Source organism: Pseudomonas sp. FSL R10-1350 (assembly GCF_009600525.1).
GTDB classification, from domain to species: domain Bacteria; phylum Pseudomonadota; class Gammaproteobacteria; order Pseudomonadales; family Pseudomonadaceae; genus Aquipseudomonas; species Aquipseudomonas helleri.
The window spans coordinates 1-14320 of sequence record NZ_WIVR01000052.1 but is presented as its reverse complement, the minus strand read 5'-3'; the positions used below and the strand labels follow the sequence as shown (position 1 = coordinate 14320).

13 protein-coding genes are annotated in these 14320 nt (G+C 59.2%); 3 read left to right on the top strand and 10 right to left on the bottom strand.

The genetic code is table 11. From position 1 onward, the window contains the following. Positions 1-65 precede the first annotated feature (65 nt). The 3 genes from GHO25_RS19445 to GHO25_RS19435 all read right to left on the bottom strand — a co-directional run bounded on the left by GHO25_RS19445 (position 66) and on the right by GHO25_RS19435 (position 2892). On the bottom strand, positions 66-1064 hold the full coding sequence (locus GHO25_RS19445) for an RHS repeat-associated core domain-containing protein (RefSeq protein WP_153391825.1): 999 nt from the start codon (positions 1062-1064) through the stop codon (positions 66-68). A 118-nt stretch (positions 1065-1182) separates the two neighbouring features. Then, on the bottom strand, positions 1183-2415 hold the full coding sequence (locus GHO25_RS19440) for a hypothetical protein (RefSeq protein ID WP_153391823.1): 1233 nt from the start codon (positions 2413-2415) through the stop codon (positions 1183-1185). Between the two features lie 27 nt (positions 2416-2442). Further along, entirely contained in the window at positions 2443-2892 is a 450-nt protein-coding gene (locus GHO25_RS19435) for a YcgN family cysteine cluster protein (protein WP_048368649.1), read from the bottom strand. A 156-nt stretch (positions 2893-3048) separates the two neighbouring features. On the opposite strand from GHO25_RS19435, the gene GHO25_RS19430 reads away from it, so the two are divergent. Next, positions 3049-3642, top strand: a complete 594-nt coding sequence (locus GHO25_RS19430) for a nitroreductase family protein (RefSeq protein ID WP_048368650.1) — start codon at positions 3049-3051, stop codon at positions 3640-3642. A 103-nt stretch (positions 3643-3745) separates the two neighbouring features. Here the strand turns inward: GHO25_RS19430 and GHO25_RS19425 are convergent, their stop codons facing one another. From GHO25_RS19425 to rnd, 3 genes are all read right to left on the bottom strand, one after another. Further along, on the bottom strand, positions 3746-4678 hold the full coding sequence (locus tag GHO25_RS19425) for a D-2-hydroxyacid dehydrogenase (RefSeq protein ID WP_153391821.1): 933 nt from the start codon (positions 4676-4678) through the stop codon (positions 3746-3748). A 101-nt stretch (positions 4679-4779) separates the two neighbouring features. After that, positions 4780-5073, bottom strand: a complete 294-nt coding sequence (locus tag GHO25_RS19420; RefSeq protein ID WP_153391819.1) for a YcgL domain-containing protein — start codon at positions 5071-5073, stop codon at positions 4780-4782. Then, on the bottom strand, positions 5070-6203 hold the full coding sequence (gene rnd, locus GHO25_RS19415) for a ribonuclease D (protein WP_178110154.1): 1134 nt from the start codon (positions 6201-6203) through the stop codon (positions 5070-5072). Before rnd ends, GHO25_RS19420 begins: the two co-directional genes overlap by 4 nt. A gap of 303 nt (positions 6204-6506) precedes the next feature. Between rnd and ampC the strand changes: the two genes are divergently transcribed. Continuing rightward, on the top strand, positions 6507-7658 hold the full coding sequence (gene ampC, locus GHO25_RS19410; RefSeq protein WP_372240951.1) for a class C beta-lactamase: 1152 nt from the start codon (positions 6507-6509) through the stop codon (positions 7656-7658). Here ampC and GHO25_RS19405 read toward each other — a convergent pair. Both GHO25_RS19405 and GHO25_RS19400 read right to left on the bottom strand, forming a co-directional pair. Further along, complete coding sequence (locus GHO25_RS19405; RefSeq protein ID WP_153391815.1) at positions 7655-8299, bottom strand: class I SAM-dependent methyltransferase; 645 nt, start codon at positions 8297-8299, stop codon at positions 7655-7657. The two genes, ampC and GHO25_RS19405, sit on opposite strands and share 4 nt — an antisense overlap. 196 nt (positions 8300-8495) lie before the next feature. Beyond that, positions 8496-9875, bottom strand: coding sequence for a glutamine synthetase family protein (locus GHO25_RS19400; protein ID WP_048368803.1), 1380 nt, complete (start codon positions 9873-9875; stop codon positions 8496-8498). A 528-nt stretch (positions 9876-10403) separates the two neighbouring features. On the opposite strand from GHO25_RS19400, the gene poxB reads away from it, so the two are divergent. After that, positions 10404-12125, top strand: coding sequence for a ubiquinone-dependent pyruvate dehydrogenase (gene poxB, locus GHO25_RS19395; RefSeq protein ID WP_178110153.1), 1722 nt, complete (start codon positions 10404-10406; stop codon positions 12123-12125). Positions 12126-12162: 37 nt separating this feature from the next. On the opposite strand, the gene GHO25_RS19390 is transcribed toward poxB, so the two are convergent. Together GHO25_RS19390 and GHO25_RS19385 are read right to left on the bottom strand one after the other, a co-directional pair. Beyond that, entirely contained in the window at positions 12163-13317 is a 1155-nt protein-coding gene (locus GHO25_RS19390) for an iron-containing alcohol dehydrogenase (RefSeq protein ID WP_153391813.1), read from the bottom strand. A gap of 94 nt (positions 13318-13411) precedes the next feature. Beyond that, positions 13412-14320: iron-containing alcohol dehydrogenase (locus GHO25_RS19385; RefSeq protein ID WP_153391811.1), on the bottom strand; the 909-nt coding region annotated here is incomplete at its 5' end.

Genomic DNA, 14320 nt, shown 5'->3' with positions numbered 1-14320 from the left:
GAGCTATTTATCGGCATTATCGTTGCTGCCATAAAAGACGACAGTGTGCTCCAATCAAACCAGCATTATCTCTGGCTACGCAGAGCAACGCCGGTCTTAAAAGCCTTTGCATCATGAGGTCCCGCAAACAGAAAGCCGAAAAAGTTGAAGCTCGCCCCCACGACTCTTTCGGCTCCAGACGTATTCATTAACCAATATGCAGCCGCGATCGCATGTGCGCCTGCGTTGGAGGTATGTCCCCTCTCCACGTCCGCCAAGAGGGCGCCGTAGTGGTTACCCGCAACCTGATCCAAGGGGACGCCATTAGTGTTCAAATTATGATTGACCGTCATCAACGCACGAGAAAAAGGCTGGCTCAGCGAACCTTGTGAAGCCACGTCACTAATATACTGTCTTCCAGGTGAGTCGAACGTTCGCGGCCCAGTGCCGGGTATCAACGCTCTACAGCTCAAGTCAAACACCTCTTGTGCTTGCTCAAGCACTCCAGGTGCAGTAGATCCGGTAACTGCAACTGCCGGAGGCACCCTGCGTAGCATTTTTAACCACTGGGTAAAAAATCTACCCGTTGGGTCCTGTTTGTTAACTGGGTCACCCGAGCAATACGCGTAGGCATTAATACCGCCTTTTGAAAAGGGGCTCAGCGAGTCAGGGCTGTTAAATCGCATCAGTACCGGGTTATACGCTCGATGACCATTGCCCAATAAATAATGACCGGTAATGGCTTCAGGCAATTCGCCGTTAAACCCCACAAACGCACCCGTACTGTCGAGAGACCGGGAATAACCATAAGGGCTATAGACAACGTTATTAACCGGATGCAGTGGCTTGACAAGGCTTATGGCAGAACCGGGCAAGTCGGTTGCAAATAAGGTGGCCCCTGTAGAGTCACGTTGTGCAAGCGCTTGATGATTATTGCGCAACAGCGAAGTGGCCACGTTGCCCTGAATGGCCGTTACCCACTGATCTCTCTGATAGAAACGCAACCCAACAGGCTCATCCGAACGCGTAAACGCTATATAGCGATCAAGGGGATCATAGTTAAAGCTGATGATTGAAACCGTCATGGTTTGACACTCCAGTAAATGAAACTGAAGTGTCTACCATGTGCCTATTTGGAGCACCTGACAATAGGGCCAGGTTGTATGCCCAAATATGTAAATCAATATCAGTGCGATGCGCAGATTAGCGCAGCAATGGGCTGTCCAACACACTGGAGTTCCCGTCCAGCACACTCTCGCTGAGCTGGATGAACGACGCCGTGTTCACCTTGTCCATGCGCATCAGCGCCCGGCTCACGTCATCCAGCGAACGCTTGTTGTGTGTTTGCAAGCGTATTTCGCGGTCCAGTGCCTGCAACACCGTTACCGCACGGGCCTGCATCGCCTGGTTAACGGTCGCTGCGCGCAAATGAGTGACGCCTTTACCGGCCGCATTGAGCCGATGCTGCAGGGTCTGATAACGCTCGTCGCTCATGCCGCCCGCACGGCGCAGCAGTTCAATGGCGTAGTACTCACTGAGACCGTCAACGATCCACTCATGGCCTGGCTCGGCATTTATGCCGGCAAACACTTGCACCACTTCTCGCAGTAACGGGCTGCTGCCGCTTTCGCTGACCAGCGGCAGGACGCTTGAGAGATAAATTGAGTTGTGGTCAGCCGTACTGCCTTTCCACATCGGGCTGGCCGCCCCCACGATCAACAGTTTAGGTGGGTTACGCGGGAACACGGCTTGCACTTGCGGCCACACAAACGTCAGCAAGGTGATGACATCCATGCGGTGCATGCCCTGCCCTTTTGGCGCCGACACGGTCACTTCGGTTTCACCCAAGGTGGTACGCCGGGTGCCTAGCGTGCCAGCGAGCATCCAGCCCGTAGGCCGGTCAAACACCCGGGAAGCATCGTTAATGCGAAAGCGGTTCTTACCGATACGCGGCCACGCGGTTTCAACACTTTTCCAGCCCTTGGGCAGTTCGAACTCAAGCCGCGAGACCAACTCGGTGCCGTCTTGTTGATCGAGGCTTGCAGGCGGGACCAACTGTTCACCGCGAAACAAGGCCCAGGTCGGGGTCATGAGGGTGTCGTAGCTGCCATTTTTGAGCGGGTGATTCAACTGCACGCGGTAAGTGAGGCTGACCTTGCCCGGCCCCGGATGCCAAAGGCCACGGCTGTGCTCGGGGTCCGGGGTCAATTGCCACTGTCCGTCCGCCTTGAAATCGCTGTAACTGTCGGCCCCCCCCAGGTCGAAGTCCAGGCTTCGCACCGCAGAGCCTTCAGCCAGGGTCAGGCGCACCTGCGCCTGATTGCTCTGCGGCATCAGTTGCACGAGGTAATCCAGGTCGACTTTTTTGCCCGCCCACAGCGGGCCGCTGGCGATGATCAGCAACACGCCCAAAGGCCATTTAAAACACAGCGGCATACACACTCCTTTGTACCGCTCCGGCACTTAACCGGCGCGGAAAATCAGGTGATCTTCCCAGTCGTCTTCCGGCACGCTGCCCTCGGCCAGCATGCGCCCGGATTGCGAAATGCGCTCATGATGCACGGCCTCAGGGTCTCCGCAGACCAGGTGGTGCCAGAGCGGCAAGTCCTTGCGCTCACTGACCAGCCGGTAACCGCAAGTGGGCGGCAGCCACTTGAACTCTTCAGCCTTGCCGGGTGACAACTGGATGCAATCGGGCACGCTGTCACGACGGTTGGCATAGTCGCTGCACTGGCAGGTTTTCATGTCGAGCAATTTGCAGGCGATACGGGTGTAGTAGACGCTGTTGTCCTCTTCATCTTCGAGTTTTTGCAGGCAGCACAGGCCACAGCCGTCGCACAACGACTCCCACTCCTCTTGATCGAGTTGATCGAGGGTTTTGCGGATCCAGAAGGGTTTTACGATTGCGGCCATGGCTCAAACATCAACATCAGGGAGTGGAAAAGGCCGCCAGTCTAGTGCCCAAGCTGCCGTGGGCCAAGCGCTTGTGACTGACGGCGTAACAGGACTTGTCAGCTTGCAGACATGACAGTAGTTTTGCGGCTGGTCAAATCCACTCAGGAAACTCGAATGCCAACCTCCAACCGCGTTGCCGAACACCCGATTCACGAGCAATTCACCCAGCGCTGGTCGCCGCGCGCCTTTACCGACGCAACCCTGGACAAGCCAACCCTGCTGAGCTTTTTCGAAGCGGCCCGCTGGGCCCCGTCGGCATACAACGCACAGCCTTGGCGCTTTTTGTTCGCCCTGCGCGGCACCCCTGAGTTTGAGCGTTACTTGAGCCTGCTGGTTGAGTTCAACCAGGGTTGGGCCAAGCACGCCGCGGCATTGGTGGTAATCGTGTCGAAAACCACCTTCGCCGCACCGGGCAGCACAGAAGAAAAACCTGCACCCACCCACGCCTTTGATACAGGCGCCGCGTGGGGCCAACTGGCCTTGCAAGCGCACTTGAGCGGCTGGCACACCCATGGCATGAGCGGTCTGGATTTTGAACGGGCCCGCACCGAGCTGAAGATCCCTGAGGGTTACGCGGTTCAGGCCATGGTTGCCATTGGCAAACTGGGCGACAAAGCGAGCCTGGTGGACTACCTGCAAGCCAAGGAAGTCCCAAGCCAGCGCGAGCCGTTGAGCAAGCTGGTCGCTGAAGGTGATTTCAGCCTGTAAGGGGTTTGAGGACACTGCAGCCTGTAGGAGCGAGCTTGCCTCGCGATCTTTAAAGATCAAAAGATCGCGAGGCAAGCTCGCTCCTACAGTATGAATTGAGCCTTTAATACCCGCGTTCGAAGTCCACTTCTCCACGCAGCGGCTCGCCCGCCTGGTATGCGCGCAGGTTGTCGATGAACAGTTGCACCATCATCGGCGGTGAGGTGGGTGCCGAACTGTGGCCGGTCAGCAGCAGACCCCAGGCTGTCCAGAACGGGTGTTTGGCCGGCAATGGTTCCTGACGGCAGACGTCAATGATGGCGCCGGCCAGGTGCCCCAGACGCAGCGCTTCAACCAAGTCAGCATCCACCACCGCCACACCCCGCCCGGCATTGATGAAGACGGCGTTGGGGTTGAACAGGGCAAACAGTTCGGCATCGTACAGGTCGTGGGTTTCAGGAGTGTTGGGCAACAGGTTGATCACGTAATCCATCTGGCTGACCAAACGCGGCAGATCACCTAAGGTCGCAACCTCGGTGAACGGCGCCTGTTCCCGCGCGCTGCTGGCAATGGCGTACAGCTCAACCCCGAACGGTTGCAGGAACTGCGCCACGGTCTGGCCGATATCACCTGCACCGACGATCAAGACCTTGCGCCCGACCAGGCTCTGGCCCGTGCGATTGTCCCATTTGCGCTCGACCTGGCTGACCAGCCGCGCCATCACTTCACGTTCGTGACCGAGCATGTAGGTCAGTACGTATTCGGCCATGACCTGACCAAAAATACCGACCGCACGACTCAGCCGGTAATCGCGCCCCAACCCTTCAGCAAGTAACGGGGTGATCCCGGCCCAGGTCGATTGCAGCCATTGCGGCGTGTGCCCTTGGCGCAACAGGGTGGCCATCAGGTCCGGTTGACCCAGCCACACCGGGCAGTCGGCAGCCAACTGCGCCAGTTGCGCCGAGTCGCCGCTGGTGTGCACTTGCAGTTCAGGGGCCGCTTGTTGCAAGAGTTGGGCGTACAGCGAGTAATCTTGCTCGGCAATCAGGACACGCATGCTTCTAACCTTATTAAACCATTGCCAGCCGCCGCGCCCGGGTTTGCTCCATTGCGTTCAGCCACCGGCAATCAAAGTGAGTCTGTTCTGCACCAGTGCCTTTACACAGGGTCGTTACGACGCAACAGCTCTTCAGGCAAGTGCTCGATGTATTCGTCTTCGGCCGGCGGCATTTGCAGGTGGTAGCCCTGATTGACCAGATTTTCCAGGACTTTGCCGATGTCTTCACGGGCCAGTGTGCGCTCCGGGGTCAGCACCAGGTCGAAGGCGTGCTGCGGTTTGCCAAAACCACTCAACAGGGTTTCTGGCACACGCTCCAGTGCTTCGGCTTTTAACACGTACAGGTACATGCCGTTGCGTTTTGGGCTGCGGTAGATCGAGCAAATATGTTTCAAGACGGTTCTCCAGCGTCGGCCAGGCAATCAAGCAGCGCCTGGCCCATCAGCTCACGGCGCCAACCGCGCAGTGAATCGGGCAATTGATAAGGCCCCTCGGGGTAGCCGCTTTTGAGCAGGGCTTCGAGGGTTTTCTTGCGCAGCATCAGCTCAGGCGCAATGTTCAGACGCTCAGCCTCGGCCTGACCGATGGCACGCAGGCGCTTGACCAGCGCAGCAGCCTCGACCGGCAACGGCTCAGGCACGGCCGGGGGCCATTGGTCCGGGCCCTGGCTGCTTGCCCGCTTGATCAGATCCAGCAGGAATTCGCCATCCTGACGCACCGTACGCGGGTGCATGTCTTCAATGCGCGCCAGGGCCACAAGGTTGTCTGGCTGGGTTTTGGCCAATGGCCACAGCGCATGCTCACGCACCACACGGTTGCGTGGCAGGTCCCGGGCGCGGGCTTGCAGCTCACGCCAGGCGCACACTTCGCGCAACACCGCGAGTTGCTGACGCGAGAGTTTCCAGGCCAGCTTGGCCTCTCGGTACACCTCGTAAGGGTCGACCTCACGGCGCAGGTTGGCCACCAGTTCGGCGCCGTCCTCCAGCACCCAGTTGTACTTGTCATCCGACAGGCGCGGACGCAACTGCACATACACCTCAGCCAGATGCTGGGCATCTTCAGCGGCGTAGCTGATCTGCGTTTCCGACAACGGGCGTTGCAACCAGTCAGAACGGGTTTCGCCTTTAGGCAGGTCGAGGTCGAGCACCTCTTTGACCAGCCTCGAATAACCCATCGAGAAGCCCAGGTTCAGATAGGCCGCTGCCAGTTGGGTGTCGAACAACGGCGCAGGCAAGCTGCCCGTCAGGCGCAACAGCACTTCCAGGTCTTCACTGCACGCATGCAGCACTTTAACCACCGCCGGGTTTTCCAGCAGTGCAGCCAGCGGCTGCCAGTTGTCGATGGTCAAGGGGTCAATCAGAAAAGCCCGTTCGCCGTCGCCAATTTGAATCAGCCCGGCAATCGGGTAAAAGGTGTCGACCCGCATAAATTCGGTGTCGAGGGCTATGAATGGCAAGTGTTGCCATTCGGCACAATGTTGGCCGAGGCTATCGTTGTCGCGAATCCAGTGAATATCGATGGCCACACGGCTCTCCCTTGAAGAATGGCGCGCAGTATATATCGCTACCAGGGTATTCCGAGCATCGACTCGCAATCTTGGCGACGAAAAAACCTACGCATTAAAAGGCTATGACCTTCAATACTTCGTTATTTTTTGTCAGTAACTTTATCTCCGCCCATGACTTGACGCGTTTCAACCTCTAAAATATCGCGCTTGATTTACCCCGATGGCGTCGTTACGAAATATGACGTGACAAGGTAATGAGTGAATCTGGCGTTGTGCCAGGCGCTATACCCACTAATAAAATCGAGACTGCCCTGTATGCGCATTACCCGAACACTCTCCACTGCAGCCTGCGCCCTTGCGCTGAGCACCCTTGCCAGCGTTGCCCATGCCGAGCCCTTTGCCCCCGACATTGAAGACAGCGTGCAAAAAGCCGCGAAAGCGCTGATGCAGCAGTACGAAGTGCCTGGCCTGGTCATTGCCATCAGCGACAAGGGCAAACAGCAGTTCTACAGCTTCGGCCTGGCCTCCAAAGAAACCGATGCCAGAACAACCCCCGACACGCTGTTTGAAGTCGGTTCGATCAGCAAACTGTTTACCGCCACCCTGGCGTCCTACGCGCAAGTCGAAGGCAAGCTGTCTTTCGCCGAGCCAGTCAGCCACTACCTGCCGCAGTTGCAAGGCAGTGCGTTCGGCAAAGTGCCGCTGTTGCATCTGGCAACGCACACGGCCGGGGGTTTTCCCTTGCAAGTGCCAGACAACGTAAAAAACGATGAGCAACTGCAGGATTACCTCAAACACTGGCAGCCGACTTATCAAGCCGGCACCCACAGAACCTACGCCAACCCCAGCATTGGCATGCTCGGCGTGATCGCCGCCAAGAGCTTGCAGATGCCGTTCAAGTCGGCCATGCAAAACATGCTCTACCCCGCTTTGGGCCTGAGCAGCACCTATCTGAGCGTGCCGCAGGACAAAATGCCACTGTATGCCCAAGGGTATGACAAGCAGAACCAGCCGCGCAGGCTCACCTCGGACGTGCTGGCCGACGAAGCCTATGGCGTGCGGACCAGCGCTCGCGACCTGATTCATTTCGCGCAACTGAACCTGAACACGGGCAAGCCCGCATCGGCGATCGAACGTGCCGTGCAGAACACCCACACCGGCTACTTCCAGATCGGCCCCATGACCCAGGACCTGATTTGGGAGCAATACCCTTACCCGGTCACACAGGCAGACTTGCTGGAAGGCAACTCAAACACCATGGCCTATGAGACCAACAAGGCTGTGGCGTTGAACCCGCCGCTGGCGCCACAAAAAGCCGTATGGCTTAACAAAACCGGCTCTACCTCAGGCTTTGGCGGTTACATCGCGGTCCTGCCCGACAAACAGCAGGCCGTGGTGATACTGGCCAACAAAAACTACCCCAACAGCGCCCGCGTAGAGCTGGCCTACGCGATTTTCAAGGCCCTGAACTAAGCGCCTTTGCGCAACACATAAATGCTGCCCTGTGCAAAGCCGGGCAGCACATCGTAATGCTTGAGGATGCTGAAGCCCGCCAGGGCGAACTGCGTTTCAAGCTCATGCTTGCTGATGACCACCCGCTGGCTGTCACGCTGGCGGGTGGTGCGCCCGACCGACACCGACACAATCAACGTGTCGCGGCTAACCCGAGAGAGTTCACGCAAAATGGCCAGGCGATGCTCGCTGTCACTGACGTGATGAAACAGCTGCATGCAAAAGATGCTGTCCACGGCGTTTTCAGACAAATCGATGGAAAACACCGAGCTTTTAAACAGTGTGATGCGTTTTAACAGGCTGGCGGGATGATGGGTTTGCGCATGGTCGAGCATGCCTTGCGAAGCGTCCGCCGCCAGAATGACCCGGTTGCCGTGCTCGGCCAGCAACGGCCAGAAACGCCCGACGCCGCAGGCCACATCGAACACCAGCCCCGGCTCCCCCGCCACTTTAAGTGCCCGGCGAACCAGTCGCTGCTCACGCCACCCGGCCAGACGCCGGACAAGCCCTGATGGCCGGACGGCCAGGCAGACCTGCGCATGTTCGCGGTCGTAACGCTCGGCGAACTCAAGCTCAATGGTGGAAGGCAGCTGCGATGACATGGGCCCGCGAACTCTTGTGTTTAGGGATATTCAACACAAAGGTTAAGGGGCAACCAGTGAAAAAAATGTTAGGAAAGTATGAAAAGCAGCGTGATTAAACACGCAATTCTGTAGGAGCGAGCTTGCCTCGCGATCTTTTAAACGTTCAAAAGATCGCGAGGCAAGCTCGCTCCTACAAATTGATCAGCAGCGCTGATTACGCCTGCTGCAAATACCAGCGCCAGTCCTGCTCGCCCACTTCGCCCATGAACTGGCGGTACTCGCCGTTTTTCACGGCCAGATACACCTTCAGGAACTCCGGGCCAAACGCCTCCTTGGCCCACTCCGACGCTTGCAGCGCGCGCAAGGTGGTCAGCCAGTCAGTTGGCAGCAATTCGCTGGCCTGGGCGTAGCCATTGCCTTCAATCGGCGCACCCGGATCACGCTGCTCACGGATCCCGCGATGAATACCAGCCAGAATGGCCGCAGCGGCCAGGTACGGGTTGGCGTCTGCGCCACAGATTCGGTGCTCAATGTGCCGCGAATACGCCGGGCCGCCGGGGACACGCAAACTCACGGTGCGGTTGTCCACCCCCCAGGTCGCAGCCAGCGGCGCGTAGCTGTTGCTCTGGAAACGGCGATACGAGTTGGCATTCGGGCAAAACATCAGCAACGAGTCGAGCAAAGTGCTGAGCATGCCGCCCACCGCGTGTTTGAGCAGCGGTGTCCCGGCCGGTGCTTCGCTGGCGAAGAGGTTATTGCCGTCCTTGTCGGCCAGGCTCACGTGCATGTGCAGACCGGTGCCAGCGAGGTCATCAAACGGCTTGGCCATAAAACACGCGACCATCCCGTGCTTGTGCGCCACGCCCTTGACCAGGCGTTTGTAGCGCACCGCTTCGTCCATGGCCTGCAAGGCATCGGCGCGGTGTTCAAGGGTGATTTCGACCTGCCCCGGTGCGTATTCAGATATCGCCGTGCGCGCCGGAATCCCTTGCAGTTTGCAGGCGCTGTACAAGTCCGCGAGGAACGGCTCGATTTGCTCCAGCTCACGCAGCCCGTACACCTGGGTTGCACGGGGCCGCTGACCGTCGGCATCACGGGCCGGTTGCGGGCGCCCGTTGCTGTCGCGCTGCTGATCGAGCAGGTAAAACTCCATCTCGGCCGCCATCACCGGGTAATAACCGTCAGCTTTCAGGCCATCAATAACCTTGGCCAGCAAATGCCGTGGATCGGCCACTGTGGCTGGCATGCCTTGGGTCGGGTGCATGCTGACTTGCACGGCGGCGGTGGGGATCAAACGCCACGGCATGCGTTGCAAACTGCCGCTGATCGGGTAGGCCCGGCAGTCAATATCGCCCACGTCCCACACCAGCCCGGTGTTTTCGACGTCATCGCCGTTAATGCTCAAGCCCAGAATCGTGCTCGGCAGCGGCCGCCCGCTTTCATACACCGCCAGCAACTCATCGCGGTGCAGCAACTTGCCGCGCGGCACGCCGTTGTTGTCGATGATAAACAGCTCGAACATCTCGATATCCGGGTTCAGTTCCAGAAAATCGAGGGCTTCATTCAGCGGGGCAAACGGGGTCGTAGCAGTCATGGTCATGCTCATCATTTCGTATCAGACAGGCGCACGGGCGCGCCAAGGCAACTGCGCCTTTTCAAGGCAGCAGGCAGTCAGGACTTAATGCGAAACACGAGTATCCGGCGGGCGGGCATGCCGGCAGTGGAACAGGGCCCAAAAGGCCAATTTGGAAGGGAGTGCACAACGGCTGGAGGGGCAAGGAGCAAAGTAACGGGACCGAACGCCACGCAATAGCGGTGTCTGCGACACACTGCGTCGTTCATGCGCTCCTCGCAAACCACCCATACCTTCGACCTTGGTCAACATTGAAGCCGTAGCCTCACACGACTGGGTGACCCGATGCAACACAGAGTTTCAGATATTCAGTTGCAGGCTGACTAAACATTAATCGCCCAGCCGCGCGCTAGAGAGCGGCACGGTTGTGGCACATGAACAGATTTTCATCGAACGTTTTAAAAACCGGCAAGGTCGGATGCAGTGTCTATCCTGCTTGGGCAAAGGTAACCCAAGCCATCTTTTATCTGACTTTGAGAGGCGTCCTCCGTGTCCATAACAGTAGCCGATTTCATCACCGAGACTTTTCAGCAAGCCGGCGTTAAACGTGTGTATGGCGTGGTCGGCGATTCTTTGAACGGCTTTACCGACTCGCTGCGCCGCCAGGAGCAGATCAAGTGGATTCACATGCGCAACGAAGAGGCCGCAGCCTTTGCCGCAGGCGCTGAAGCGCATCTGACCGGCGAACTGGCGGTGTGTGCCGGCAGTTGCGGGCCCGGCAACCTGCATTTGATCAACGGCCTGTTCGACGCCCATCGCAGCGGTGTGCCGGTGCTGGCGCTGGCCGCGCACATTCCGGGCAGCGAAATCGGCATTGACTACTTTCAGGCCACGCACCCCGAGAGCTTGTTCAAGGAGTGCAGCCACTACGTGGAACTGGTCTCGCGCCCCGAGCAACTGCCGCAAATTCTGGAGCGCGCCATGCGCATCGCCATCGCCAAACGCGGCGTGGCGGTGGTGGTGATTCCGGGGGACGTGGCGCTACAGCAAACCGAAGCGAAAGTACCGAACTGGCTTACCCCGACTCAGCCGCTGGTGCGCCCCAGCGACAGCGATATCGATGAGTTGGCAGCCTTTTTGAATGACGGCAAAAAAGTCACCCTGCTGTGCGGCGCCGGCTGCGTCGATGCCCACACCGAAATCCTCGCCCTGGCCGAACGCCTGAACGCACCCATCGTGCATGCGTTGCGCGGCAAGGAGCATGTGGAGTACGACAACCCGTATGACGTCGGCATGACCGGGCTGATCGGTTTTGCATCGGGTTATCTGGCCATGAAAAACTGCGACACGCTGCTGATGCTCGGTACCAATTTCCCTTATCGGCAGTTCTACCCGGAGCACGGCCACATCGCGCAGATCGACCTGCGCCCCGAAGCGCTGGGCAATCGCTGCGGCCTGGAGTTGGGGCTTCTTGGCGATGTGAAGCTGACGTTACAGGCCGTGCTGCCCAAGCTGGCGCAAAACCCGGATCGCGATCACCTTGAATCAGCCCTCAAAGATTACAAAAAAGCCCGTCAGGACCTAGACGCCCTGGCTGAAAGCGGCCCCAACAGCGACATCATCCACCCGCAATACTTGAACCGTCTGGTCAGCGAGCTGGCGGCAGAAGATGCGATTTTCACCTGTGATGTCGGCACCCCGACCGCATGGGCCGCCCGTTACCTGAAAATGAACGGCCAGCGCCGCTTGGTCGGCTCTTTCAACCACGGCTCGATGGCCAACGCCATGTTGCAAGCCATCGGCGCGCAAGCGACCTTCCCTTACCGCCAAGTGATTTCCATGTCGGGCGATGGCGGTTTTACCATGATGATGGGCGACTTCTTGACCCTCAATCAGGTGGGTTTGCCGGTCAAAGTCATTGTGCTGAACAACGGCACTCTGGGCTTTGTTGAAATGGAAATGAAGGCGGCCGGTTTCCCGGACGTGGGCTGCGACCTGGACAACCCCAACTTTGCCGCGATGGCCGAAGCCATGGGCGTCAAAGGGATTCGCGTCGAGCACCCTTCGCAGCTGGAAGCCGCATTGCGTGAAGCCTTCAGCCATGACGGCCCGGTGCTGGTGGACGTGGTCAGCGCCCGCCAGGAACTGGTGATGCCACCGACCAAAACCTTCGAACAAGCCAAGGGCTTTAGCCTGTTCATGCTTAAAACCGTGATGGATGGCCGCGCCAAGGAGTTGATTGATCTGGCCAAGGTCAATCTGTTGCGCTGAACGGAACAGCGGCGCCTGAGGGCGCCGCTGCTCAGGCTTAAAAAATACCCCGGTAAATCGCTTCAACCTCCTGCTCGTTCATGTCGCACGGGTTGCTGTCGATCAAGCGACGAATGCCCACCACCACCTCGCTGGCCATGACCGCCAGTGACGGCTCATCCACCTTCAACTCAGACAAACGCAGCTCCAGGCCGCTGTCCTCGACCAGGCTTTCGATGGCTCGCACAAAGGCTTCTGCGGCGCTGGCTTCGTCGGCAAAATGCTCGCCCGGCAACAGGTGCGCCGCCAGCTCGGCGTATTGGCGCTGAGCCGCTGCCAGGTTAAAGCGGAGCACCGGGGCCATGACCAAAGCGTTGGCGTGGCCGTGGGGGATGTGAAAGCGCGCACCCAGCGGATACGCCAGGGCGTGAATCGCCGCCACCGACGCATTGACGAACGCCATGCCCGCCATCAACGACCCTTGCAGCATGGCCGTACGCGCTGGCAGGTCCGTGCCGTCAGCCAGCACTTTGCGCAGGTTACTGCCCAGCAAGCTCAACGCGGCCGTGGCCAGACCATCGGAAATCGGGTTTTTCCGGGTGCGGCTGGTGTAGGCCTCAATCGCATGCACCATGGCGTCCAGCCCCGTGGCCGCCGTCACTTTGGGCGGCAGGCCCAAGGTCAACAACGGATCGAGAATGGCCACGTCCGGCAGCAGTTGCGGCGAATAGACCGCCTGTTTTTTATTCTGCGGATCGGTGATCACCGACACCCACGTCACCTCCGAACCGGTGCCTGAGGTGGTCGGCATCAGCACCAACGGTACCCGTTTGCCACGGGCTTTGTCGGTGCCGTAGAGGTTTTCCAGCGGCTGCTCGCTGTTGGTCAGCAGAGCGACCAGCTTGGCGGCGTCCAGTGAACTGCCACCGCCCAGGCCCAGCACGCCGTCGGCCTGGAATGCCTTGGCCTGGCGGGCGGCTTGCTCGACCACGGCTGAAGACGGGTCCGGCGTGACGTGATCAAACACCGCCACTGCGCACCCGGCCGCTTCGAGTACCGCTTGTGCACGGCCGGTAAAGCCGAGGCTGACAATCCCCGGATCGCACACCAGCAGCACCCGCTGTGCCCCCAGGCCACGGAATACATAGCCAAGTTCTTGCAGTGCCCCGGCTTCGCAAATGATGCGCGGCACGCTTCTGAATTCATGGTTCATCGCTGACTCCTGTTAACTGATGAATGCACTGCCTCGCGATCTTTTGATCGTTTAAAAGATCGCGAGGCAAGCTCGCTCCTACAGGGCCCGGCGTTTACAACACCGAGGTGTAGAGGGCGTGGATGTCGTCGCGGTCAAGCGGGCGGGGGTTGTTGATCAGCAGACGCTCGATTTTCAAGGCGTCATCGGTTAGCTGATTGATGTCTGATTCGGTGACACCCACTTCGCTCAGGCGCTGGGCAAACGGCATGCGCGCCACCAGCCGGGTCATAGAGTCGATAAAGCCGTCGCACGCCTCGCGGGGGCTGGCGAAGCGCTGCCCCGGTAACACCGCACTGGCCAATTGCGCGTACAAGGCTTCGGCGGCCGGGCGGTTGAAGTTCAACACCGGCACCAGCACCAAGGCATTGCTCAAGCCGTGGGGCACATGGAAATGTCCGCCCAGCGGATACGCCAGTGCATGCACCGCTGCCACCGGCGCGTTGGCGAAGGCCATGCCCGCCAACATTGAGCCCAGCAACATGTTCGAACGCGCCTGCAAATCACCGGGCTCGGCCAGCACGCGGTCCATGTTGGCCGCCAGCAAGGTCAATGCCTGTACCGCCAAGCCATCCGACAGCACGTTCTTTTTGTGCGCGCTGGTGTAGGACTCGATGGCATGAACCATGGCATCCACACCGGTCATGGCGCTGACAGCGGCGGGCAAGCCGACCGTCAGCCGCGCATCGAGCAACGCGATATCGGGGTACAGCAGCGGGCTGACCACGCCCTTTTTCTCGTGGCTCGGGGTGGTGACAATGGCCACCGCCGTGACTTCCGACCCTGTGCCTGCGGTGGTCGGAACCTGGATCAGCGGCAAGCGCGGGCCTTTGGCCAGGCCGATGCCGTAGATGTCCTCCAGCCGTTGATCGTGGCCGCAGAGCAAGGCCACCAGTTTGGCGATGTCCAGCGAGCTGCCGCCACCCAGGCCGATGACCGCCTGCGCGCGGCATTCGCGCGCCAC